The organism is Acinetobacter calcoaceticus DSM 30006 = CIP 81.8 (genome assembly GCF_000368965.1).
GTDB classification, from domain to species: Bacteria; Pseudomonadota; Gammaproteobacteria; order Pseudomonadales; family Moraxellaceae; genus Acinetobacter; species Acinetobacter calcoaceticus.
In genome coordinates, this window is sequence record NZ_KB849780.1 from 1895268 (window position 1) to 1921761 (window position 26494).

Consider the following 26494-nt stretch of genomic DNA (forward strand, 5'->3'; position numbering starts at 1 on the left):
ATTTATTCTCAATTCAACCAAGCAGCTTCTGCGGTTACCAGCGCCCGTTTACTAACATCTATATCATCAGATAATCGTACCTTCCAGTAAGGGCTAAATAACGAGCCATACTCATGATTGATTTGATTTCCAACTACCTCTAGTTCCCAAGGACGCTGAAAATAAACTTCAGCCTGAGTAATAGCCTGCATATCACCATTTCGAAGCTTGCCACCTTCTAACTCATCATAATTATCAAGTACCGCAAAGTTTGGAGACATTCGTAAGTTAGAGTTTCTATTAACCGTTTCAAGCTTATTACGAGATTTTTTAACCGAAATAACAAATGGAAAATTCATTTCTTTATTATTTAAGTCTTTCAATTCATAAAACTTAGGAATCCCCACACCTGTCATTTCTCCGCCATTATCTCGAACATCCCATTGCGGAGTATTTCCTTCAGAATAATCCCGAGCTCGTGGATTGGTCGAGCTTGCCCCACCATAGCTTCCTGAACTTCTTGCCTGATCTTCACCTAACTGACTTCCGAGCGCACTCCCCCAACCAATTGGGATTTCATCATGCCTTTTTCGTACCTTCCATCTTTTGATGACTTTGTAATAATGATGAATAGACAAAGTATCAATCCCTTTCCATTCATCAAGTTGCACTAATTCAGTACCACCAGCCTTATGAATACGATATTCGTCCCACCCACCAGGCGCTAAAATCAGTTTAGGTAAAATATGATTTTTACTACGATTGGTAATAAAAGGATCTGCTGAACTCAATACCACATCAGCCATACGTTGCCTTTCATTCTCTACATATTGCTTCATAATCTGAGCTGGAAAAGTCGAAGCCGACATCACCAGACGAACATCATATTCAGAGCGATCCTTTTGTGTTAATTCAGCAAACTCTCTTGGGGTATTTAATACAGTGGTATTGCTTACAAGATTCAAAGCAGCTTGTGCTGACTCTAATGCTCTAACTTCAATGCCATAGCCTTCGATATAGGGCCCAATATAATCTGCAAAATAATCTAAGCCAGTGCCAATCTTTGAAAAAACAGCACTGACTGGTGGAAACCAATATGTAGCCGTACTAATATTATCAGAGGTTTTGGCAGCATATTTAGCCCAAGAAGCTGTACTAACTCCTTGAGCAATAGCTAGCTGATTAGCAATTTGAGTTCGATTAATATAAGCATTTATATTTAACAATCTTGCCTGACGAGTTGCTGTTGCATATGCAGCCTGATCAGCAAGCATTTTTGCTTGCTGCCGTTCAGATAATAATTGAGCTGTATTAAAAACAAAAGTAACTGTCAACATTAATATTAAAGAGACAATAAGCATCAACATCGTTGATTGCCCTGACTGATGCTTCATATCATCGCCTTATTTAATTAAATTAAGCCTGACTATTATAAATTTCTGCATACTTATTTTATCGAGAACCTTGCTCATAAGTACCTAAACGTTTATCAATAATACCTTCTCTTGTTGCTGCATTAGCATTAGTTGTTGCATTTGTTCTGCCTTGTGCAGTATTTTGCCCTCCTAATGCTGCTGCTGCAACTGCAACTTGAGAGCGTGCTGTATTACCATAAAAACGAAATACCCCAATTGCAGCAACTGCAATTAAAGCCACAATAATAATATATTCCGTCATACCTTGACCGCGAACTTTATTCATTTTTACATTAAATTTTAAATCTGTTTTTTTCATTAAAATACCCTACTAAAAAATTAAAATGTTTTGAATGTACAGTTTATTTTTGTACATTTTCGTGTATTATCATGCAAATTCAATTAAGAAACAAATATTATTTTATTTTTATAGGTATTCTTGTGAAAAAAAGAAAGAAATATCAGAATGGTGTTTCTCTAACTGAGTTTATAATTATAGCTCCACTTATCTTATTTATTAGCTTAATTGGTATTCAATATGGCCTTATTTATATTGCTCGTTTAAATGTTACATATGCAGCATATGAAGCTGCTCGTGCTGGTGCAATTTATAATGCTGACCCAGCACGAATCCAAAATTCTTTTTTTAAAGGATTAGTACCTTATTTCTCTACACCTGGAATATATTTACCTGGTAATACTCATATAAATAGTCCTATAAAAAAAATTAACCCCAATTTAGTTGAAGTTGGTTTACAAGGATATGCCTTAAAAGAAATTATTAAAAAAACTGAATCTGCTTTTATTGGAATGCATATGGTTAATCCATCTAAAGCTTCATTTGATGATTGGAATGATCCACTTTTAGCGAAGGCTTATCAGATTAAAACAGGTCAAATCGTACGCATTATTCCAAATGATAATTTAGATACAAAATCTAAGACCATAAAAGATAAATCAAAGCAAAATATACAAGATGCCAATGTATTAAAACTTCGATTTACCTATGGGTATGAACCACGAATTCCCATGATGAAGAATATTTTTAGTGCATTAACTTCATTTTTTACGAGCAATCGTGATGCTGTAAATTTGAGAATGTTAGCTGCTGGCAGAATACCTATTGTGGTGGATATTTCTGCTCAGATGCTAAGTCCTGCTATTGAGGGGGGGCTTCCAACGAATACTGTGAATCGGAATGGTTATTTAGTCGGTGAAGACTTAATTGATCGCCTTCAAGAAAATCAAGCAATGCAATGGCAAGTTGGTCATAAAGAAAAAGATCTTTTAGAAGATATTCAAGATTCGGCAGAAAAATCTGCAATTTCAAGTTTTGAAAAAGATGCAACGAACTTTCAGGGTATTACAAATATCGGTTCTGAATTGGCAGGCGGTCTCATTGGTAACAACTCCCCTACAGGTAGTACAAGTTCATCTACCAATAGCATTATTGGTGATACGAACAATTTAATTAGTTGCAGCTCGGGTGCAACGAGAACAAATTTTTATTAATAATGTCTTTAAAAGAATTTAGTATATGAAAAACCTAATTTTTACTATCGGTTCAGTCAGTTTAGGCTTAGCGACTAGTTTAAATTCATTACCTACTAGAGCTAGTGTAGTTGACTTGAGTCAATGTAGTGCAAACTCTTCATTCGCAATAGTTACCCAAAGTGAAGGGCCAACTTATGCTTGTGGCGGTCTTGACACTGGAGTTGGTAATCCAATCAATGTCCTTAATGGTAATAAATTTGAGGCCATTAATGACTTTAAAGAGCTTCCAGCATTTCAAGGACTTTCGTTCTCAAGATTTTATAATAGTCAAAGCCATGCAGATACAACACTAGGCTATGGCTGGTATAGCTCTTTTGATATTAAACTCTATGAACAACCAGATATCATTCAAATTCGACTGGAATCAGGTCAGCGAATTAACTTTAAAAAGAATAAAATTCATCTAGGTAATAACCAGTTTGTAATTCGAGCAATTCCCCTTAACCCTAATGATGGCTGGATTGAAAAAAAAATCAATGGTTCAGGATGGATCTGGCATAAAACTCAATCTAGGCAAGATTATTTATTTCAATATTTAGGTGGACAAGATACTCATCTTGCTCATATCACCAGAATTTCAGCTCAAGCTAATATAGATAAAAGTAATCCTGCTCTCAACTTCACCTTTATCTATGATCAAAAACAACGTTTACTTTCCGTTAAAAACGGCAATGGTGAACAACTATCTTTCCAATATTCAACCACTCGTTTTGGTTTACCTCAAATTACCTTAACAACACCAATCGGAAAATATTATTATTTCCTTGATCGTAATCACAATTTAGCTCAAGTTCTCTATCCTGATGGCCGTCGTTTTAAATATGTCTATGATCCCCGCTTCCAAGGTGGAGATATACATAACCTCACATCTAAAGGGCAATTTGATGCTCAAGAAAAAAAATTCAAACTTATTTCTGAATGGCATTATGACAATCAAGATCGAGCTATCTTAAGCCAGCATGCCAATGGTGTGGAAAAGGTTTCAATACAGTATGATGCCAGAACACACCAGAATATGCCTGCAAACTATACTGTAAACAAACCCAGCTTTAAAAATATTGTCACCAATAGTCTAGGCCAGACAACGAACTATACTTATCAGATTGATGGTACTCAGTTTCACTTACTTGAAAGCTTTGGCGCTGGTTGCGCCAGTTGTGGTGAAGTTAATAAACGATATCGCTTTAATGCTCAAGGACTGGTTAGTTACGCTGCCGATCTCAATTTAACGAGTAAAGCCATTCGGGCGATTGACCTGAAATATAATGATCTGGGAGAAATCATTGCGAAAACTGTATCGGGTGTCGGTTTAACATCTCAGACCACAACCTATGAATATGAATCTTATTCTATTCAACAAGGGGCTCATTCAACATTATCTACCCCTCTGCTTACTCAACTGGATAAGCAAGATTTCCGTCGTTTAAAAGCTGAGTTACGCTCGAGTGTTGTGTCGGGAAAGCAATATCGAAAAAGCTATACTTATAACCAAAACAATCAATTAATAGCAATTCAAGAAATAGGCTTCTCCCCACTTGGTGATACTTTACTCAGAGAAACCCGTTATGGCTATGATGCTCAAGGAAGACTCAGTTGGGAAGATGGTCCTATTCCAAATGGACCATCCAATTCACCGAAAGACAGTGATATCATTATTTATACTTATGGAAAAAATAATCAGTTAGAGTCATGGAATACATCTTTCAACCACTCTAAAACACAAGCTCAATATGATCACTTAGGTCGAGTCACCCAATATACAAAAACCTCCCAAGAAATTGATTTAAAACCGAAGGTTGAAATTTTTAAATTTCAGTATGATTCAAATGGTCGACATACAGAAGTTACATTAAATAATGGTGAGCAATCGATTCAAGGTATCCGATATCATTATGATGATTTGAATCGCTTACAATCAATCACTGATATAAATGACCAATTAATCAAGTCTTATCATTATGATGATGCGAATAGAGTATTTGCCACTCTAGATTCAAAAAAAGGGTTAAAACGTTATCAACTTGATAATGAAAATAAAATATTGTTTGAGCAAAAACTTACAGAGAAAACTTTCATTGAAACCGGCTATCAATACGATGAACAAGGTCGCCTCACTACAATTGCTGATAGTAAGCAAGGTATTTTGAGCCATATTGATTACTTTCCAGATGGTGTAAGTGGTCGAATGCTTAACCAACATGGAGATGCCTTGTGGCAGCGTTACACTGGGGATGGCCAAATACAAACTGAATGGGATGTTCCAGCATTAGGTAATGGCTTAATTGCTCCAAGTAAAACAGAATATACCTATAAGCTAGGAAACAAAATTCTTACTCAAAATGATGGTACTAAAACAATTTATCAATACGATGACTTTAACCATTTAGTCTCATTAGACTCGAGCATACAAGGTAAAACGATTTATCGCTATGATCCAGCGAATCGAGTAAAACAGACATTATTACCAACAGGTGCAATATTATCATTTCAATATGATGATTATGACCGCTTAAGAGCACGGCGTTTAACTCAACCAGCTAAGAATGGATTAGAACCTGTTAACCAAACGACTTATTTTGATTACCTTGGTACACGCTTGGTCAAAGTTAGAGATCCATTACAAACAATCGAATATCACTATAATGATCAAGGTCGGTTAGATCGTCGTTCTATATCCTATAAGGAACTCAAGTCTCCTTTAGTCACACATTACCATTATGATAAAAAAGACACCCCTCTAGGAATGACTTTACCAGATGGCACTCTATTAACCACAAGTAAAGCTAAGATGTCCTACCGTACTCCACAACAATGGACTAAACAGACTTTACTTGAAAAACAAGATTTTAATGATACGACATCTGATCAAAAGCAACTGACCTATATTTTAGGTAACCAACTTCGTTTAGGTTTCGAGTACTCTGCTACAGGTATTTGGCGAGGCTTACATTATGCTAGAGGTTCTCAAAAACAAAGTTTGAATCTAATCCAATCAGCATATGCAGATGAGGCTCCAACATTATTACTTAGCCAACATTGGAATTTTAACGACCGACATCAAATTTCCCAAGTCAGTAATCATGGTCTATTACGAGATCAACAAGAATATTTATATGATAGCAAGCAGCATGTAATCGCTCGCTCTAATGCAAAACTTGAACCGCAAGAAATTTATTTTTATGATGCACTTGGTAATCGCTTAATAGGACAAAATCAACAAGCAAAACAAAGTGTCCAAGGTTATCACTATCAATCTGGTCGTTTAGCTAGTATACAAAAGAATACCCAGCAATTTACTGTTCAATATAATACCGCAGGCGAACCTCTACAATATCCTACTACTCAAGGACAATTTCGCTTTAGTTATATCAATGGACAAATTGCAAAAGTATGGCGTGGGCAACAATTGGTTGCGGGCTATCAATATAATGATGCAGGCCAACGCATTAAAAAAACTATTTATGTCGATCAACAACAAAAGCCTTTAAAACATCCTCGAATTAGTTACTACTTCTATAATGGGACACAACTTGCTGGTGAATTAAATGCAAAAGGTCATATTACCCGACAATATATTTATACAGGTGATCGTTTATTAGCCATTATGGACTATGCAGGACATGGTCATACACCAAATCCCTTACTATTAACATTATGGCAACGTTTTGCAGCCCTATTTACCGATCAGGAACCAGATGCAAAATGGCATTATGTTGTTAATGACTATATGGGAAGACCACGAATAGTCACAGATCAACAGCAACGCATTGTATGGCAAGATCAAGGCAAAGAATTATTTGGTGAATCCAATATTATAAGTCAAGGCTATCAGTTAAATATTCGTTATGCTGGGCAATATGCCGATACGGAAACTAAACTTTACTACAATGGCTACCGTTATTATGACCCTGCTACAGGTCGCTATACCACCCCCGATCCATTAGGACTGACAGGTGGTGAAAATTTATATAGCTATGTCAATCAACAACCAAATCAGTATTTTGACCCTCAAGGTTTATTATTATTTGCTTTCGATGGTACAGGAAATTGGGATTTAAACGGTCATCCAAGTAATGTTGAAAAATTTATGGATGCCTACGCTTCTAAAGGACAAATGGATGTAACCCAAACGCTTTGGAAAAATCAGGTGAAGCAGTTCTCAAGTAATGCTGGATCAGGACTAACACCTAACCATGATAATGTTTTTTACATTACTGGTGCTGGAACTGAAGATCAATATACTAATATTGGTTCCAATTCAAAGCTATTCAATGCATTAGACAATGCCACAGGGAATTCTTTACCTAATCGTGTTGATCAAATGCTGATCTATTTTTCGCAATATGTACAAAAGCTAATAGAAAATCAGAAAAAAGCTGGAGCTAATACAACTGAACAAATCATTGATATTGATACTGTTGGCTTTAGCCGTGGTGCAGCCAGTGCTCGAATGTTCGCAAGCAAATTAGAATATCTCCTCACACAAAGTTATTCACCAAATCAACGAGATGCTGTACTTGACCCATCTTATGAGTCTATTACAGCCACCAAAACTGATTGGGGACGGCTCAACCTAGATTGTTTAAAGTCGAAATACAATATCAGTATAAATTTCCGATTTATGGGGGTTTGGGATAGTGTTCCTGCATTTGGCTTAGACCCTTCTGATGATATGACTCAGTATGTTAAGTCTAACAATATGACTGTTGCAGTATCCGAGCGTTTTAAATCTGTTGCTCATGCTGTAGCTATGAATGAACATCGTGAAGGTTTTATGGCACGATCAATTTATAGCAGTTCTGCTGATGCTCAAAAGAAAGATGGAAAACAATATCAGTCGACCTTAAAGCAACAAATAAATACTCGTGTTGAACGTGGCTTTATGGGTGCCCATTCAGACATAGGTGGTGGTTATAGTGATGGTGACATTAGTGATGTTGCTTTAATGTGGATGATTGACCAAGCTAAAAATGCAGGCATTGTTTTTAATGACAAACTCATTACTAAACGTGAATACAACGTTGTAAGTGATCCAATTATTCACGACAGTACAGGAAATAATTTAGCTGGAGATGGTCGAGGTACACTAATGGGGCCATATTTTGTTCCAGGAAGACAATTTGCTTGGGCGAATTCAGATAATACTCACATTAATCAGCATTTGACTGGTATGGACCAAACAACACTTGCCAAATATCTAGCAGGATATGCTCAACCTACTGAGCAAGCAAGTACCAGTTCACAAACCAACCACTTAAAACTGAATTGGGAACAAACTTTGCAATTTCAAAATGCTCAATATGGACCAACCAATCCTGGAAAATTTCAACAACTTTTACAAATTGAACAAGAATTTACTCGAGATTCTGATTGTAAACCTAAGGAAATTATTGGTGGATGTAAAGCTTTAGATGAATATCAAAAACTAAAATCGAATGACAAAACTGGTAGTGCAACTATTGTTTACTCAACAGATCCTACACGTAATGAAATTATTCAAACACAAAAATACCTAGATTGGATTAAAGCGAACTACGGTACTACATTGAGTTTTCAATTAAACACAATTAAAGGAGCCAATAAATGAAAAACATATATATATTAACTTGTAGCGCACTTTTACTAATGGGCTGCCAAACTACTTCGTCAATGAAAAATAGTATTACCTTTGTTGTTGGCCCATCGCAACATGGTCTTAGCTTTGTTTTTAAAAACAATTGGCCCTTATGTGGGAATTTCTATGATCATAATGGAAATATGCCTGTAAAAAGACAAGCCAAATATTTAACTCACGATAATACCTGTAAAATAGAACCCGAAGGTTATGTTCCTGAAAAAATTATTATTGAATATGCCCCTTGGCTGACTTATGAAGAACAAGTAAAAGCTGGTATGGGCAATAGCCGTACTGCATTTAATCTTGACAATATACCTTTAGGAAAACAACCTCCTTTAGAAACTCTTTTAGCTTATGACAAACAAAATGAAAAAAAAATACAATTAGCAATTGATAAGCTTCCAACTTCATCTTGGAAACAAATAGTCCTTTACCCTCCACAAGAAGTGGCAAAATATAAAAATCAGCTCCCAGACGGTAAAGGCGATCCAAAGCGAGGGAAGGAAATTCACTACACTATTTCACTTAACCCAGATGGTACCTACATCATTACAACCAAGCTGTACTGGAAAGTTCCTTATCAAAAATACTGGAACTAATTAGTTCTAGTAATATATGGCAATTCAGGTATGGGGGTCGTATCATGGTGAAGAAGGTTTCCGTGAACTTTCTCATGCAAAAACGATATTTACACGCCATCGGTTTTTCCCGACTCAGCTTTTCCACCCTCCTTATGGAACATTCCTTCAAAAATTAGCGATTCGCTTTTTCTTGAAAAAAGGCGATCCAAATATTAAATAAGGATTATAAAAAAAGCCTCGTCATGAGGCTTTTTATTTGATTCTAATTAATCAATCGGACGTAATAGAGAAATTATGAAATTTACAGATCTTTGTATAAGTATCTTTAAATAATTTTTCCATTTTAGGATCTCCATCATGATAGTCATCCCAAAATGCTCCACTAAATTCTTTAGGCTCAATAGTAGTATTTGTAGTATCTTCTTGTTTATAAAATGAAATTTCAAAACCTTCAGGTATACTAGGATTAATTACTTCAAATTTAGAAATTTCCACAATAACAGGGGTACCATCAGAATCGCGACGAACAGATACTTTTGTTTCATTTCGATATTCATTAAATTGCACCCCAAAACATATGTATCTTTTTCCAATAGTAAAATCATTTAAATCACTATCTTTACACTTAAGTATCATGGGATTACCATTCCTTTTAATTTGTAATCTTTAGTTTTAAAATTAATTTAATTCATTTTGATATCTATAACCATATTTAAAATCCTATAAGTATTTCGGACCTTATAAAAATTTTCTGACTAAGCTTATTATTAGACCTTGTAACCATAATCAAATTGTCTTAAAAAAAGTATAAGTTATTATTTTCAAAATAAAAAAGCTAGGCTCCTGCCTAGCTTTAAAAAAATTCATTATGCAGTTAAATATAATCAACCTTTTGTGCTTTTAAAATATCAAGCTGCAACATCTTTTTCTTTTTATATTTATAAGCAATAAACAAACCAATAAACCAGATTGGTGAACACTCAAGCGCAATTAAAGTGTCATGATCTAAAGCCAAAATAACAATGGTAAAAACTAAAAATAGCATCGTAAACCATGCCATAAATAATCCACCCGGCATTTTATATTGAGATTGATTATGTAATTCAGGGAATTTTTTACGATAGGAAATATAAGAAAGCACAATCAACATGAATGTAAAAATACATAAAATTGAAGTGAGCGCTGAAATAATTGTAAATGCAGTCATGACGTTTGGAACAATAAATAAAATAGAGGTTCCCACCGTCACGCAAGCCATCGAAAATACGAGTCCTCTAATTGGAACCTTACTTTTAGATAACTTACTAAAGCTTTTAGGTGCATCATTGTCTAATGCTAAACCGTATAACATACGACTGGTCGCAAAAATTCCACTATTTGCCGAAGATAGAGCAGAAGTCGCAACAACAAAGTTAATTAAACCTGCCGCAATTGGTAAACCGACCAATGTAAACATTTCCACAAATGGGCTTTTTTCTGGTGAAACTTTTGCCCAAGAGGTGACCGCAATAATACAAACCAATGCACCCACATAGAACAATAAAATACGTAAAGGAATAGAGTTAATTGCTTTTGGAAGTGACTTATGCGGGTCCTTGGTTTCAGCAGCTGTCGTACCAACAAGTTCAATGCCCACAAATGCAAAGATAGCGATTTGGAAACCTGCCAAGAAACCTGTTACACCATAAGGAAACATAGATTGTGTTTCAAACAAATGACTAACCGATGCCTTAACACCATTCGGAGAAGTAAATCCGGTACTAATTAAGTAAATACCAGCAAGAATGAACAGAATAATTGCTGTAATTTTGATGAGGGAAAACCAAAATTCGAGTTCACCAAATAGCCGAACGGCCACAAAATTGAGTATGGTTAAAATTGCTAATGAAGTAAATGCAGGAATCCAGACGGGTAAATCAGGATACCAAAACTGCATGTACCCTCCGATCACGATCACGTCTGCAATAGCAGTAATAATCCAGTTACACCAATAGGACCAACCAAGGAAGAATCCCGCCCACGGACCAAGATATGCCGTTGCAAAATCTGCGAATGTTTTAAAATTAGTATTCGCCAGCAGCAACTCGCCCATTGCTCGCATTACGAAGAAAAAGAAGAAACCAATAATTAAATAGGTTAAAACAATTGAAGTTCCTGAAATACTTAATGTTTTACCGGAACCCATAAATAATCCAGTACCAATTGCACCACCAATTGCAATCATCTGAATATGACGATTGGTTAATGAGCGTTGCAATTTCTCTTCTTCTTGCTCAGTCATATGTTGACTACCAAGAAGATCTCCTTCCAGGAATTGCTTTCCGTTATTCTTACTCATGTAATATTTACTCCAATTTATAGCAATCGTTGTAAATGTTTTAATAATAAATAAATTATATGATTATCAATTTAGTCCATTAAATCATGTTAAAAATATTATTAAATCATTTAAAACCTTATAAATTCCTTTTTAAAAGCTATTACCTATAACAATAAAAATTAATCATAAATCCTTTCCTTCATTATTATATTAGCCCGACCTCTATCAATATAATTTCAGTAGATAATTAAAATATATGAATGAATTAAATATTTTAATTATCTGTCTTTTATAGAATAGCGGCAGGCTAATGAATTCCAGCTCAGCGAGCAAGATTGTGTTTATCCATATACCAATCTTGCGTTAGCGATAATATAGTATTCCTTCTTAAATTTGGTGAAATGTATAGTATTTCTGCTTAATTAACAGCCATTCGCAAATGATCAGTCTCTTTGAGTTTGTTTAGCGCTTTTGGATTCGAAACGTGTTTAGCTTGAACACTTAGCACGCGAACTAAAGAGCCATTTTCGACATTCAATTGTTTTGCCTGTTCTTTGGTTAACTGCAATATGTTCTGATAAGGTTTGCTATACACAAGAATGGCGCGATAATTTTCATAGTCATCATTGGCCACAATGTAAGATTCATCCCCTACAGCGATATTTTCAGTTTGTTCGACTTGTACCGTTACGGACTGACTTTCTTTAATCGCCCGTAAATTTTCGATATCTGCTTGCAACGTCGCACCGCCATCAAAAATATCGACATAGCCTTTATAGCGCAGTCCTTCTTCAAGCAAGAGATTGTAGGCTGGTCGAGTATTTGGGTGAACAATGCCAATCGCGGCTTTAGCATCGTCAGGTAACATGTCAACATAGAGGGGATGTCTTGGCATCAGCTCAGCAATAAAGGCCTTTTGCCCGACTCCACTCAAATAATCGGCTTTGGTAAATTCAATATTAAAAAACTTGTGGCCTACCGCATTCCAAAATGGTGATTGTCCATTTTCATCAGAGTATCCGCGCATTTCAGCAACAATGGTTTCTTCAAAATATTGACGAAATGCTGAGAGAAATAAGAAACGGACTTTAGATAGAAACTTGCCATTTTTATTTAAGCGATAGTCTGGATCTAAAAATAAAGTACAAAGCTCACTACAATTGGTGTGGTCATTACTCAAATATAGTGTTGGTAAAGCTTTATAAACACTTAGCGGTTCTGATGCATGAACTTGGGTTCCTACATGAAAGTTGTACCAAGGCTCTTTTAAACCAAGTGCGACTTCAATGCCACAGACACCTACTACTTTGTTGAGTTCAGTATCTTCGAGAACAAATAAATAAACCTGATCTGCCTTTGGCAACTCACCTGCAACTGTCTTGCAAGCTCGGTCGATGCGCGCTGCCAATTTTTCTATATTGGGCTGTAAAGACGTCAAGCCAAAACCTGCTTTTTGAGCCAACAGATAAAGATCATTAACGTCTTTAGGCTCGATGTAGCGAATAATCATCATGCCGCTTGTTCATCCTTTTGAATTGCTACAAAGCGAGCAAGTGCACGGTCAAATCTTTTTAAGCCTTCATCAATATCAGCTAAAGGAATAATCAGAGATGGTGTAAAGCGCACAACATTTGGACCAGCAATAAGACTAAGTAATCCCTCTTCACCTGCAAGGTTATTAATATCTTTTGCTTTACCAGCAAATTTGTCTTTTAAGGCACAACCTATTAGCAAACCTTGACCACGAATAGTTTCAAAGATTTCATATTTTTCATTTAATTGATTTAAAGCTTTTTTATAGTAGTCATGACGTTCTTTGACACCATTAAGCACTTCGGATGTATTAATAAACTCAAATACAGCACCTGCAACCGCACTTGCTAATGGGTTACCGCCATAAGTCGTACCATGTGTACCCACTGAAAAATGCGGCGCAAACTTATCAGTTGTTAACATTGCACCGACTGGGAAACCACCACCTAGTGCTTTTGCAGTTGTTAACACATCTGGAGTAACACCAGTGTTCATGTAGGCATAAAGTGAACCTGTACGGCCGACACCAGTTTGTACTTCATCAAAAATAAGTAAGGCACCAAACTCATCACATAGTGCGCGTAAGCCTTTTAAAAATTCGATGTCAGCAGGAATAACGCCGCCTTCACCTTGTATCGGCTCAACGATAACCGCACATGTTTGCTCATTAATCACCGCTTTTGCTGCTTCTAAATCATTAAAGGCAACATGGTTGATACCATTTGGAAGCGGTGCAAAGTCTTGTGAATATTTAGGTTGACCGCCTGCTGAAACGGTAAATAAAGTACGACCATGGAAAGCATTATTAAATGCCACAATGCCACTTTTACTAGCAACACCGCTGTCTAGACCGACTTTACGAGCTAGTTTCAATGCAGCTTCATTGGCTTCTGCACCTGAGTTACAGAAGAATACCTTGTCTGCAAATGTATTTTCAGTGAGCTGTTTTGCAAGGCGTAGAACAGGTTCATTTGTATAACCATTTCCAACATGCCAGAGTTTTGTTGCTTGCTCTGTTAAAGCATTCACTGCCACTGGATGCGCATGACCTAATGCGTTTACTGCAATCCCGCCTGCAAAATCGATATATTCTTTATTTTCTTGATCCCAGATACGTGAACCTTCACCACGTACAGGAATGAAATTTGCCGGTGCAAAAACTGGAACCATCCAGTCGTTAAAGTTCGTTCTTGAAACTGCAAAATTATTCATCTTATCTAGTCCATTAAATTAAAATTATTAGGGTTAACTGATGACCCTATTATTCAAAATCAAATTGATTCACAAAATTTGTAATTCAGTAAAAAATGAATTATTTTTTACCAATCTGATAATTGACAATTACAATATGGATAACATTGATCAAATTATTTTAGGTTTGCTTAAAGATAACGCACGGATGTCTGTTACCGAGTTAGCCGAAAAAGTTCACGTTTCAAGAGCAACGGTCAAAAAGAGAATCGAGTATTTAGAGTCTTCGGGCATCATTACTGGATATACGGTACGGTTTAAACCGAATGCAGAACGAAATGTCATCCGCGCATGGATGAGCATTATGGTCGAAGGGACCAAAGCGCAGTCTGTGATTAAAGAACTACGCCTAGAAAGTGCGGTCGAATGTTTGCATAAAACCAATGGCAAATGGGACATCTTGGTCGAGCTACGATCTGACACTTTAGAAAACTTCGACAAAGTTTTAGAGAGAATCAGGAACATTTCAGGGATTTATAACAGCGAAACCAGTATTTTGCTGGCTAGCCATAAAACATAACTTTAGATAAGCATTCACTTTAAAATCAATGAATAAGTATGCTCGCTCTAATTCAATGAACATACTTAGATTGAGAAATGGATTAGCTTTTTTTTAAAGTTTTCTTGGTTAAAAAATTTAACACTTGAGAATAGTGAGTTGGTGTAATTCTCTGAATCAAATCCAAGATCTTTGCGTCATTACCAATCAATATACGAGCTTTATTATTTTTGACTGCCTCTAAAATGATTTTTGCAGCCTCTTCTGGTGGCGTTTTCAGAACCTTATTAAATGATCTGCTGGCCTTTGCTGGATTCATCCCTAAAGAACGAATACTTTCACTCATGCGAGCACTATTGGCAATATTTGTCCGAATTCCACCAGGATGAACACAAGTCGCACTTAGTCCATTATTTTGCATATTTAATTCTTGACGTAATGATTCAGTAAAACCACGAACTGCAAATTTCGTTGCATTATAAGCACTTTGAGAAGGTTGGGCTGTTAGTCCAAATAAACTAGAAATATTAATCACATGCCCTTCACCACTTTGCTTTAAATAGGGCAAAAACTCTTTTGTGCCATATACAACACCCCAAAAATTGATATTAAAAATCCATTCCATTTCTTCATAGCTCATTCCCTCTACAGTACTTGCCAATGCAACACCAGCATTATTAAAAATCAAATTGATTTTGCCGTGATCTTTAAAACTATTCGCAGCCCATTCCCGTACAGCTTGCTGATTAGAAACATCGAGTTTGGTTAAAGTTACTTTCACAGAATATTGTTTAACTAAAGATAATGTTTCAGCTAAACCTTGATCACTCACATCACTTAAAGCCAAATGAGCGCCTTGCTGCGCTAATAAAATTGCAAGTTGTTGACCGATTCCAGAACCTGCACCTGTAATTGCAGCGACTTTTTGATTAAAACTTTTCATATTATGGCTCTAATTCAGTTGATAAAAATTGGCAGCATTTTGTCTAAATATGGAATACATCGCTTGATCACCGTAAGGTTTGATCATTTCAATATAAGCTTGGATCAAATCACTTAAGGTTGCATTTGCTTTATCCATAGGAAAATTTGAGGCAAAAATGATTCGATCTACACCAAATACCTCAATTGCATGCTGAACCAATGGCGTTAATAAATTCACCATTTCATAGACTGTTGCAGTACAGTATTGTTGATAAAATCGATGTCCAAGCACTGGCATCATCAGTCCAGAAATCTTGGCATACACATTTTTCTGCTCAGCTAAAAGTGCCAAATCATGTTGCCATTGCTGGAAAATGTCAGCGCGTTGCGAGGGTGTTTGACCAGTTTTTTTGCCGATAGCGCCAAAAAGTCCTGCGGGTGTTGCCAAATGATCAACAACGATACGTGTTTGAGGAAATTGTTTGGCTAATGCTGTGATTTCTGAAATTTGAGTTGAGTAAGTCCAAGCATCAAAAGATAAATCCATTTGGGCAAGTTGTTCAAAGCCTTTAAGGAATTTATTAGACTGATATAAATGTGCCTGATCACACCAACGATAAATCCCTGAGTCTTCATGCCAAGAGGCCATTTTACGAATACCACGAAATAAGGGGCTAGCATCTTGATGCGCTTTTAAAATTTGTTTAAATTTTCGATCTCGCGGGTCAGCAGTGGCAACAATTGCTCCAAGCTTCAAATTCTGGTCTTTAAAATTTAATTGTTGAATCCATTTGGTTTCTTCGACAACCCCAAAACCTTTATGATGATGCCAATTCGCTTCAATATGTACCACACTCTCAACGGCATGATTACCAATATCTTCATGATAGTGCTCAGGTAGATAAGGACTTAAGGCATACTGAGTTAATCCAATTGTATCTAAAAGCGGCTTAGGTTTAACCAATCGAACAACTTTATCCATCACACTCGGATATTTCCCAAAAGCTTTAACCAGTAAAGCAGCAGAGTGTGGTGTATGGTATGGATCCCATTGATGGATATGTGGATCTATAATTGCAAAATCGAGTTTTTTCATTCCTACACTCTTTATCATTTTAGAAAACTAGCTTCTACTAAATGATGATCATCCAATCATCTTTGATTTAATTTTTAAAAATAATGCGTGGTATTTTTAGAGTACAGAACAAAAAACTATGAATAAAATGATTTATTCTAATGATGAGATATGAATTTAATTCATTAGCTTGAATGGCTTGATGAGTATAAGCAAAGTAGAGCTCCTTATTAGATGCAGATCATCGCAGCGAAGCCTACTCACAAGCTAAATCTACCGTTTGAAATTAAGGGGTTCACTAGTTTTCAAGCAAGTTTATAACTGATTTTACAGAAAATAATTCCAAATCCTCTAATCTGAACTAAAGCCTAAAAAAGCATAGATTTTAATAATAAAGAACTCAAAAGCTCGCATTATCTTTTCTTTTTAAAAAAACTTACATTCATTCCATCAGCATCTCTCTACTTATATTTTGAATTGAATGCAGATTACAAAAGCATTTGACAAAAAAATTAAAACATAATACATATAGTCTTATATGTTATATGTTAAAACCTAAGGACAAGGTATAAAAAATGGCTAAAACTCAACTAAAACACTTTATTAACGGCGAATATGTTGCTAGCAAAGGAAATGATTATTTCGACTTGGTAAGTCCTGTGACTGGCGAAGTTTATGGTCAATCGCCGAATGCAACCGAAGCAGAAGTTGATGCTGCTTACGCTGCTGCAAAAGAAGCATTTAAAATTTGGGGACGTAGTACACCTTCGACTCGTCAAAAAGCATTATTGCATTTGGCAGATGCTATCGAAGCAAATGCAGAGCGTTTAATTGAGGCTCAAAGCCGTAATACAGGTCAGTTAAAGCACTTAATTGCATCTGAAGAAGTTGGTGCATCGGCAGATCAGGTTCGTTTCTTTGCAGGTGCTGCCCGCTTACTGAATGGCACAGCTTCAGGTGAATATTTAGAAGGTTTAACCTCTTCTATTCGCCGCGAACCAGTCGGTGTAGTGGGCCAAGTTACACCTTGGAACTATCCACTCATGATGGCTGTTTGGAAAATTGCGCCTGCTTTAGCAGCTGGTAACACTGTGGTACTTAAACCAAGTGACACAACACCAGAAAGTACACTTTTACTGGCAGAAATTGCTGCACCATTTTTTCCTAAAGGTGCATTTAACGTGGTGTTAGGCCAAGCTCAAGTGGGTTCAAAAGTTGTATCGCATAAAACACCTGCTTTAGTTTCTATTACAGGTTCGGTTCGTGCAGGCTTGCAAGTTGCAGCTTCTGCGGCAGCAAATTTAGCGAAAGCCCACCTTGAGCTTGGTGGGAAAGCACCTGTTGTTGTTTTTGAAGATGCCGACATCGATAAAGCAGTTGAAATGATTGCTTTAACGGGTTACTTCAATGCAGGACAAGACTGTACTGCTGCAACACGCGTGATTGTTGCTGAAGCAGTGCATGACGAATTTTTAGGTAAATTAATTGAAGCGGCAAAAAATACACGTTTTGGTGAACCAGATGATCAAGACGCACTTTATGGTCCACTCAACAATGCTAATCAATTAAAGAATGTTAAAACCTTTATTGACAACTTACCTGTTCACGCCAAAGTTGAAACGGGTGGCAAGCAAGCCGATCGTCCAGGCTTCTATTTTGAACCGACTGTGATTAGTGGTTTAAAACAACACGACGAAGCAATTCAAAATGAAATTTTTGGGCCAGTGATTACTGTTCAAAAATTTACAGATGAAAATGATGCCATTGAAAAAGCCAACGATATTGAATATGGCTTGGCTTCAAGTGTCTGGACAAAAGATCATGCACGTGCAACTCGCCTGTCTCGTGAACTTGATTTCGGAACCGTTTGGATTAACACCCATATTCCTCTAACTGCAGAAATGCCACACGGCGGCTTCAAAAAATCAGGTTATGGTAAAGATTTATCAGGCTACGGTTTTGAAGAATATACACGCGTGAAACATGTAATGAGTTCAAATGAATAATAAAAATCAGATTTGAAAGGAGATCAAAATGAATAAACAAGAAATGAAAGACTTTGTGAGTAAGGCGCACCACGAGTTATTTAATTTACATGACACCACTGCTTTAGACCGTTATTTTTCTGAAGACTTTATAGAGCACTCGCCACTGGTTGCCAACGGTATTTCAGGCCTTCGTCAACTGGTAGAAGACTGCCCCGACATGCAACATGAAGCTGTGCGTGTATTGGCAGATAGCGACTTGGTTGCGATTCATGGGCGCTTTCAGGGATTAGATGAAAACCCGTTAGTTGGCTTTGATATTTACCGAGTGAAAGACGGCAAAATTGTAGAGCATTGGGATGGTCTGGTAGCAGAAGCAGCTCCGAATGTGAGTGGTAGAACACAATTAGATGGTCCAACAGAAATCGTAACTCACCATGACCCAGAGGAAAATCGTGAGATTGTGACCTCTTTCTTTAAGAAGTCATTAATTGATGGCAATTACGAAGCATTTAAAGAATACACCCACGGCGATCAGTTCATTCAGCATAGCCCAGATATTGGGGATGGCGTTAAGGCAGTGATTGATTTTTTGAACAATATCCGTAATGAAGGGCAAGGTTTGGTATACTCCAAAACTCATCGCTCCATTGCTGATGGTCAATTTGTATTGACACATTCCGAAGGAAATATTGCTGGAAATCGACATGCCTATTTTGAATTGTGGCGTGTAGATAATGGCAAAATTGTTGAACTTTGGGATGCAATACCAGCTGTGCCTGAAGATGAACAGGCAGTCCATCAATATGGCGTGTTTTAATCATTTATCCGTTTCATTAAGCTAAGTCACTGACTTAGCTTTTAGAGAATTCGCCATGTCAGCATATACGATAATTTTTGCACCTATCGCTCAGGCAACTCGCTCGGAACAAGTTGTTGAACGCTTGGAAAATGCAATTATCTCTGGATTGCTCAAAAGCAATGAACAACTTCCTAACGAGGCGGATTTAGCTCGCTTAATGGGAGTGTCGCCGATTACCGTTCGTGAAGCGTTAAATACTTTACGGGTAAAAGGTCTGATTGATACACGACGCGGACGAAACGGTGGAAGTTTTGTTTGTGAGTTACCTTCCGACTTACTCTTAAACAAACATCCTTTGCGTCAAGCTTCAAATGAATATCTTGCTGATCTAGGTGAATTTCATAGTGCAATTTTAAGCCATGGTGCCTATTTAGCAGCACAAAGAACCACTGAATATGAACTGGGCAAAATCAAAGAGCTTATTGAACAATTTGAACAAGCCGTTGAAGCAGACACTCGTGCCCAGCTTGATTTACGTTGCTTGCTGACGCTCACCTCTTTTGCCCAATCAGCTCGACTGGCAAATCAAGAGTTAACCATACAAGCCGAATGGGCTCCGCTCATCGCAGTGCTTTATCAAGATGATCATTTTCATCAATTGGTCGTCGCGCAATACCACCAACTTTTATCATCTTTTGTTCAAGGCAATGAAGATGATGCTGTTATTCAAGCACGAAAAATTATTTCGATGCTAACAGACCAAATGCTTCGATATAAGTTATCTATCGAATAAAAACAATAAAACAGAGCGCTTATCAAATATCGAGTGAGAAATACGGAATTTTAGGAGTTATAGGAATGACCCAACATTTAGATATAGAAGAGCTTCAAAATTTGTTAAAGACGGTGGTTGAAGAAACGACAGCCATTACAGAAAAGCTGGCAACTAAAGCGAGCAAAATTCTGTCAAAACATGAACCTGAAAAAACAAAAGATATTAAGCTTTCCGGTTCAGAACGTTCAGCTTTGCAAAAGGAAATTAAAAAGGCACTACAGGAAAGCCATTACAGTCAAGGTATCGGCTTTGCAAGTTATAGCCCTGCAACGCAAGAAGAACAAGATTATTGGACACTCGAATGGTGGTATAAAAAAGAAGATCAGTTACAACAAGCCAAACTTGAAAACTATCAAAATGCTCAGCGATTTTTAGATTTTCGCTCATTCGAATGGTTCCATAAACCTGCTCAAAATAAAAGTCCGTGCATCCATGGACCTTATGTCGATTATATTTGTAATGGTGCATACACCATCACCCTTGCCCACCCAGTCATGATTCGTGATCAATTTATCGGTGTGATTGCCACCGATATTTTAGTTTCCTCACTCGAAAAACTTCTCATGCCGAAGCTTAAAAACATTAAGCAAAAAGCAATCGTGATCAACGATTCTTCTCGAGTCATTACGTCAAATGACGTCACGATCAGGACAGGCACATTATTTAGAGAACAAAGCCCCGAGCAGGTTCTCTCACGACCGTGTCAATCTTTTCAATTGGTCGTTATCTAGAGCAAAGTCAAAAATACTAAATATTTGACCTTACTTTAGGACATTACCAAGGCGAAACAGCACCTGAAGCCTCTGGCTTTTGTTCAAACTTTCTTCAAACAGACTTGCTCATTCAGGTCTTGGGGAAGTTTTGGCTCAAAAATAGCATCGCTTTTCCGGATGAAAAGCAAAACAACGAAATTTGAGGTTGAAATGACATGGAAAATAAAACGTCTTCCTTAAAAAAACTGTCTCTTTGGCAAGTCACGATTATTGGTATTGCCTACATGACGCCAATGACAGTGTTTGATACTTTCGGCATTGTCTCTGGAATTACCAATGGTCACGTGCCACTTGCATATTTACTCGCACTTGGTGCCATGTTACTCACCGCTTGGAGCTATGCAAGATTCAGTAAAACTTCAGAAAAATCAGGCTCGGCATATAGCTATACTGCTGAAAGCCTAGGCCCTAAAAGTGGATTTTTTGTCGGTTGGTGCTCCCTACTCGACTATCTGTTATTACCACTCATTAATGTTTTGCTTGCCGCAATTTATCTCACTGCCCTCATTCCAAGTCTGCCTTACTGGTTTTGGGTGCTTGTATCGGCGAGCCTAGTCACTTTAGTGAATTGTTTCCGCATTCGCTTACTTGCCAATTTGAGTCTATTGTTTGTGTTTGCACCCATCATACTCATGGTTATTTTTGTCTATTTAGTGATTAAGGGTATTGGCTCGACTCAAGGTTATGAGCATGTGCTTACCTTGGCTCCCCTCTGGCATGAGCACCAATCGTTACTACCACTCGTTGCGGGTGCCTCAGTTTTGTGCTTTTCATTTTTAGGTTTTGATGCAGTCACAACGCTTTCAAATGAAACCAAACAACCCACCAAAAATATTCCCCGCGCAGTCATGTTAACGACTCTTGCGGGTGGACTTATTTTCTTCACAGCAGCTTGGTTTATTCAACTTTATTTTCCAAACAATCTTCGCTTTCAGCACCCTACTGAAGCGCTTCCTGAAATTGTGCTTTATGTCGGCGGGGCTTTTTTCCAGTCCATATTCTTATGCGGGCAAATTATGAACACTGTTGCCTCTGGCCTAGCCTCACATGCCAGTGCTTCACGTTTACTGTATATAATGGGCACTGACAATATTTTTCCTAAAAAGTATTTTGGGACAATTCATATCTCCTTAGGTACACCATTTTTCTCGGTTTTATTTGTTGGTCTTATTTCAATGTCGGCGGTTTTTCTAGATTTAGCACAAGTCGTAAGCCTTATCAGCTTTGGTGCTCTAGTCGCTTTTACAGCCGTAAACTTCTCAGTTTTTATGAAATTTTATATTAAAGATAAACAGCGCTCAGGGTTTAAAAATAAATTTCTAAACCTATTTTTACCGCTTATCTCTGTGATCAGCATTATTTGCCTCTGGCTTAACCTTGACTCATCTTCACTGACTTTCGGATGTTTCTGGTTATCTTTAGGCATTCTTTTATTTATCTATAAAACGATTAAAAAACAAAGTATTGCAATTAGTAATGCTTATTAATTTTTAAGGAACTTCATCATGAATATTATTTCTAAACCCCAGTTTTTAAAAGACGTGCAATATAAACCAAGTAAATCTCTACAAGTGGGCAAAGAATGGAGCTGGTTAAATCCGAAACATGCAAAATTTGACACAACAACGGTAGAAGGTACATCAGTAGATAATCCAGCAAACTACTATGAAAGCTCACTTTCTGATTGGCATACATTTGACAGTTTACAAGCTGATATTGAATGCGATGTGGTGGTTATTGGCGGTGGTTTATTAGGTTCATCGACAGCCTTACATTTAGCTGAACAAGGCGTAGATACTGTCTTATTAGAAAAAAACCGTATTGGCAGTGCAGCCTCTGGCAGAAATGGCGGACAACTCACCCCTGGTTTGGCACGCTGGGAAGCTCAAGAAATGGCCGATCGATTAGGTTATGAAGATGCAAAAAAACTTTGGCATTTTACCTCTACGGAAGCGATGAAACTCATTGATGACATCTCAGAAAAATACCAGCTCAACTTTGACCGAAAATATGGCCACATTACTGCCGCCGTTCACGAAGGACATTTAGTGGGTCTGACCCAAGGCGCCGATGCACGAAAATACTTAGGTGAAGACCATACCCGCATTGTGGGTAAACACGAACTCATGGACTATATTAAGTCAGACTACTATACGGGTGGTTTAATTGATGAGTTGGGTGGACAAATTCATCCTTTAGCTTTAAACCGTGGCTTAATTTATGGCTTTTGCCAAAATGGCGGTTCTGTTTATGAGCAAACAGAAGTCATTTCAATAGAAGAAAAGGCAGATGGTATTTATGTTCAAACAGCAAATGCTGTTGTGAAAGCTAAAAAGTCTGTAGTTTTGGCAGTTCACCATGCTTCTTTTAAACTTTTATCAGAACAAAACAATACCACTATTCCATTTTATACTTATGTTGCAACCACCGCTCCTCTAGAGCTTGATACAAAAGAGCTTCTGCCATTTGGACATCCGGTTTATGACACTCAGTTCCAGATTGATTACTACCGCCCTGTGTTTAACAACCGTTTACTGTTTGGTGGTCAGGGCACTGGAACGTGTTGGGGTCCAGAGAAAACTTTAAATTACCTAGAGCATCGAATTCATACGGTGTTCCCTCAAGTTAAAAATCTAGAGATGGATTTTGTCTGGAGTGGAACGACTGATTTAACGGTAAATGGTGCAGTCGATAGCCGTAAGTTTGGCAATAAGTTCCCGATTTATGCTGTTCACGGCTGGAGTGGTCACGGCGTTGCACAGACAGTCCGCATTGGTAAAGCCATTGCGAATGACTTTGTTGGGCAATCTAACGACTTCGAAATGTTATCTAAAATTGACCACCAAAATATTATGTTTGGTCGTACCCTTGCACCCGTTGTTATTCCGCTCGCAAAAAGCATGTATGGCATCGGTGCAATGCTGAACCCCGGCAAAATGGTGTCTTTCTAATTTATAGAACCACTAATTTTCAGAAAAAGGATTCGTATAGCTTTATACGGATCCTTTTTTATTTAACTGAGTAAAATTCTTTTCAAACTAGGTTATCCCTAACCAATCTATTACAATAGCGCCAGCTTTTTAATTCAGCGCATATATTTTGAGCAACTCATCTTCCCAATTAAAACGTGGACTTAAAAATCGTCACATCCAGTTAATCGCTATGGGTGGTGCTGTCGGGACAGGTTTATTTTTAGGCTCTGCACAAGTCATCCAGTCCGCTGGTCCTTCAATCATTTTAGGTTATGCCATTGTCGGTTTGGTTGCATTTTTAATTATGCGCCAAATGGGTGAAATGATCGTAGAAGAACCTGTAGTCGGCTCTTTTAGTTACTTTGCACAAAAATATTGGGGAAGATTCCCCGGGTTTTTATCGGGCTGGAACTATTGGGTGGTCTATATTCTCGTTGCAATGACAGAACTAACAGCTGTTGCTAAATATGTGCATTACTGGTGGCCCCATATTCCCGCTTGGATATCAGCTTTATTTTTCTTTGTTCTAGTCACATGTTTGAACTTGGGCAATGTTAAATTTTATGGCGAATCCGAATTTTGGTTAGCCATTATTAAAGTCGCTGCTGTCATTTCGATGATTGTATTTGGCTTATATTTATTGGTTACTGCGGGTAGTGACTCTATCGCTAGCTTTGCAAACCTATGGCAGCATGGTGGATTTTTCCCGCATGGGTTTTCGGGCCTGTTTTATATGCTCGCCTTTTTAATGTTCGCCTTTGGCGGCATTGAACTGATTGGGATGACTGCTGCTGAAGCTGAAAATCCAGAAAAAAGCATTCCACAAGCGATCAACCAAGTCATCTTTCGAATCTTGATTTTTTATGTGGCTTCACTTGCCATCATTATGTCACTTATTCCGTGGAATCAGCTTGACCTCGGTGGTTTAGATAAAAGTCCATTTGTCATGATTTTTAGCCAGCTTGGCATTGGTTGGGCTGCACATTTACTCAACTTTATTATTTTGACTGCTGCGCTTTCGGTTTATAACAGCGGCATGTATGCCAACAGCCGTATGCTATATGGGCTTGCAGTACAGGGCCATGCTCCAAAAGTTTTTGCACAAGTGAGCAAACAAGGTGTTCCTAAAGCTGCTGTTATCTTCTCTTCTATTTTGATTTTTGGTTGTGTATTGCTTAACTATTTCGTACCAGAAGAAGCGCTAAGCTATCTCATGTACATGGCCGTAGCCGCTTTGGTTTTAAACTGGGCAATTATTAGCTTTACCCATTTAAAGTTTAAACGTGCGATGAAACTTGAAGGTAAAGCTATCAAATTTCCTGCGCTATTTTCGCCTTTGAGTAACTATATTGTTTTAATTTTCATTGGCATGATTTTATATATTATGTGGACTCAAGGATTTGAAAAATCGGTGATTTTACTTCCGATCTGGATCACTTTCATGTTTGGGCTATATAAATTTTTAAGTTGGAAAAAAGCACTCTAATATTCAAAGAAGGCTTATTCAAACAGGATAAGCCTTTTATCATTTAACAGCTCACCACCCTAAGTAACTTCAGAAAATCTACTCGCAAAACCATTCACATTCTATTCATCATTATTGAATAGCTCTCTGCTAGACACATTGATATGTAACCCTTAGTCATTCTAAACATTGGTATTTAATGGGATAATTATTAAAGTACAAGTGTTTACATGATCTATAAATATTTGCACTCATGTTCAGCTAAAATCAAAGCAGACCAGTTTATTGTTGCAATCACTCAATAGGCAAAAGACACTTCATCGAAAGAAAGACAGGTTCTTTACCCACTTTACTGATTTAGCGCCGTCAACTGTGTCACTCAATGATGAAAGACAGGAAATTTTATGGAAAAAGCTCTGCAATGTCCTAAGTGTGGTTCTACCGAAGTTGAAGCACGTGACCATGACAAATTACTTAGAACAACTGGCGGTGTTTTACTAACAGCTGCTGGCACAACGGCAGGTACTGTAGGTGGTGCGGCAACTGGCGCTTCTGTTGGAGCAGCGATTGGTACGATTGCTGGTCCTTTAGGTGTGATTGTTGGCGGAACTGTAGGAACTTTTGTCGGTGCAATTAGTGCAGGAATCACTGGCGGTGTGGTGGGTAATATTTTTGGTAAAAAAGCGGGTGTGATGATCGACAAGAACATTTTTCAGGACTACCGCTGCTTAAAATGCAAATACCGTTTTAAACAAAAGAAGTAGATCGAATTAAGTAGGAGAACTAGTTGCTCTAGCTCTCCTGCTTAACCAAAAAATTTAGAAACCATCTGGAATAATAATTTTTTATATAGCGCTCCATATCATTAATATATGAAGCAGCCTATTTTCAATAAATTAACACTTTAGATAAGA

Annotated in this window: 20 protein-coding genes and 1 pseudogene; 13 read left to right on the plus strand and 8 right to left on the minus strand. The window is 37.4% G+C overall.

The window, feature by feature from the left end; all coding sequences use genetic code 11:
- Positions 1 to 8: 8 nt before the first annotated feature.
- Positions 9 to 1373, minus strand: a complete 1365-nt coding sequence (locus F936_RS13870; RefSeq protein WP_005048241.1) for a Tad domain-containing protein — start codon at positions 1371 to 1373, stop codon at positions 9 to 11.
- A 58-nt stretch (positions 1374 to 1431) separates the two neighbouring features.
- Positions 1432 to 1713 (minus strand): Flp family type IVb pilin, encoded by a 282-nt coding sequence (locus tag F936_RS13875; RefSeq protein ID WP_005048243.1) that lies wholly within the window; start codon positions 1711 to 1713, stop codon positions 1432 to 1434.
- A 71-nt stretch (positions 1714 to 1784) separates the two neighbouring features.
- Here F936_RS13875 and F936_RS13880 point away from each other — a divergent pair, with 71 nt between their 5' ends.
- The 4 genes and pseudogenes from F936_RS13880 to F936_RS13895 all read left to right on the plus strand — a co-directional run.
- The gene (locus tag F936_RS13880; RefSeq protein ID WP_005048245.1) at positions 1785 to 2906 is read left to right on the plus strand and encodes a TadE family protein; all 1122 of its coding nucleotides are present in this window, start codon (positions 1785 to 1787) and stop codon (positions 2904 to 2906) included.
- A 25-nt stretch (positions 2907 to 2931) separates the two neighbouring features.
- Entirely contained in the window at positions 2932 to 8535 is a 5604-nt protein-coding gene (locus tag F936_RS13885; RefSeq protein WP_005048247.1) for a phospholipase effector Tle1 domain-containing protein, read from the plus strand.
- Positions 8532 to 9164 (plus strand): hypothetical protein, encoded by a 633-nt coding sequence (locus F936_RS13890; RefSeq protein WP_005048250.1) that lies wholly within the window; start codon positions 8532 to 8534, stop codon positions 9162 to 9164. The genes F936_RS13885 and F936_RS13890 overlap by 4 nt, the downstream gene beginning before the upstream one ends.
- A gap of 18 nt (positions 9165 to 9182) precedes the next feature.
- Positions 9183 to 9366, plus strand: a pseudogene (locus F936_RS13895) (coniferyl-aldehyde dehydrogenase); the annotation flags it as partial.
- A gap of 50 nt (positions 9367 to 9416) precedes the next feature.
- Here F936_RS13895 and F936_RS13900 read toward each other — a convergent pair.
- The 4 genes from F936_RS13900 to F936_RS13915 all read right to left on the minus strand — a co-directional run bounded on the left by F936_RS13900 (position 9417) and on the right by F936_RS13915 (position 14211).
- Complete coding sequence (locus tag F936_RS13900; protein ID WP_005048257.1) at positions 9417 to 9782, minus strand: hypothetical protein; 366 nt, start codon at positions 9780 to 9782, stop codon at positions 9417 to 9419.
- A gap of 238 nt (positions 9783 to 10020) precedes the next feature.
- Positions 10021 to 11484 carry an amino acid permease gene (locus tag F936_RS13905; RefSeq protein ID WP_005048259.1) on the minus strand — a complete coding sequence of 488 codons (1464 nt, stop codon included), beginning with the start codon at positions 11482 to 11484 and terminating at the stop codon, positions 10021 to 10023.
- Positions 11485 to 11884: 400 nt separating this feature from the next.
- Entirely contained in the window at positions 11885 to 12979 is a 1095-nt protein-coding gene (astA, locus tag F936_RS13910; protein WP_005048262.1) for an arginine N-succinyltransferase, read from the minus strand.
- Positions 12976 to 14211, minus strand: coding sequence for an aspartate aminotransferase family protein (locus F936_RS13915; RefSeq protein WP_005048264.1), 1236 nt, complete (start codon positions 14209 to 14211; stop codon positions 12976 to 12978). Before F936_RS13915 ends, astA begins: the two co-directional genes overlap by 4 nt.
- 136 nt (positions 14212 to 14347) lie before the next feature.
- Between F936_RS13915 and F936_RS13920 the strand changes: the two genes are divergently transcribed.
- Entirely contained in the window at positions 14348 to 14770 is a 423-nt protein-coding gene (locus F936_RS13920; RefSeq protein WP_002120489.1) for an Lrp/AsnC family transcriptional regulator, read from the plus strand.
- An 82-nt stretch (positions 14771 to 14852) separates the two neighbouring features.
- On the opposite strand, the gene F936_RS13925 is transcribed toward F936_RS13920, so the two are convergent.
- Both F936_RS13925 and F936_RS13930 read right to left on the minus strand, forming a co-directional pair.
- Positions 14853 to 15692: an SDR family NAD(P)-dependent oxidoreductase gene (locus tag F936_RS13925; RefSeq protein WP_003652767.1), complete on the minus strand. Its 840-nt coding sequence runs from the start codon at positions 15690 to 15692 to the stop codon at positions 14853 to 14855.
- A 9-nt stretch (positions 15693 to 15701) separates the two neighbouring features.
- Positions 15702 to 16769: an amidohydrolase family protein gene (locus F936_RS13930; RefSeq protein ID WP_003652770.1), complete on the minus strand. Its 1068-nt coding sequence runs from the start codon at positions 16767 to 16769 to the stop codon at positions 15702 to 15704.
- A 554-nt stretch (positions 16770 to 17323) separates the two neighbouring features.
- Between F936_RS13930 and F936_RS13935 the strand changes: the two genes are divergently transcribed.
- The 8 genes from F936_RS13935 to F936_RS13970 all read left to right on the plus strand — a co-directional run bounded on the left by F936_RS13935 (position 17324) and on the right by F936_RS13970 (position 26344).
- Positions 17324 to 18754: a gamma-aminobutyraldehyde dehydrogenase gene (locus F936_RS13935; protein ID WP_004641945.1), complete on the plus strand. Its 1431-nt coding sequence runs from the start codon at positions 17324 to 17326 to the stop codon at positions 18752 to 18754.
- 28 nt (positions 18755 to 18782) lie between these two features.
- Complete coding sequence (locus F936_RS13940; RefSeq protein WP_004641943.1) at positions 18783 to 19553, plus strand: nuclear transport factor 2 family protein; 771 nt, start codon at positions 18783 to 18785, stop codon at positions 19551 to 19553.
- A gap of 55 nt (positions 19554 to 19608) precedes the next feature.
- Positions 19609 to 20328, plus strand: a complete 720-nt coding sequence (locus tag F936_RS13945) for a FadR/GntR family transcriptional regulator (RefSeq protein WP_004641942.1) — start codon at positions 19609 to 19611, stop codon at positions 20326 to 20328.
- A gap of 65 nt (positions 20329 to 20393) precedes the next feature.
- Entirely contained in the window at positions 20394 to 21101 is a 708-nt protein-coding gene (locus F936_RS13950; protein ID WP_004641940.1) for a cache domain-containing protein, read from the plus strand.
- A 197-nt stretch (positions 21102 to 21298) separates the two neighbouring features.
- The gene (locus F936_RS13955) at positions 21299 to 22630 is read left to right on the plus strand and encodes an APC family permease (RefSeq protein WP_004641938.1); all 1332 of its coding nucleotides are present in this window, start codon (positions 21299 to 21301) and stop codon (positions 22628 to 22630) included.
- 18 nt (positions 22631 to 22648) lie between these two features.
- Positions 22649 to 24094 (plus strand): NAD(P)/FAD-dependent oxidoreductase, encoded by a 1446-nt coding sequence (locus F936_RS13960; protein WP_005048268.1) that lies wholly within the window; start codon positions 22649 to 22651, stop codon positions 24092 to 24094.
- Positions 24095 to 24242: 148 nt separating this feature from the next.
- Complete coding sequence (locus F936_RS13965; RefSeq protein WP_080595328.1) at positions 24243 to 25601, plus strand: amino acid permease; 1359 nt, start codon at positions 24243 to 24245, stop codon at positions 25599 to 25601.
- Positions 25602 to 25984: 383 nt separating this feature from the next.
- Positions 25985 to 26344: a C1 domain-containing protein gene (locus F936_RS13970; RefSeq protein WP_004793863.1), complete on the plus strand. Its 360-nt coding sequence runs from the start codon at positions 25985 to 25987 to the stop codon at positions 26342 to 26344.
- Positions 26345 to 26494 lie beyond the last annotated feature (150 nt).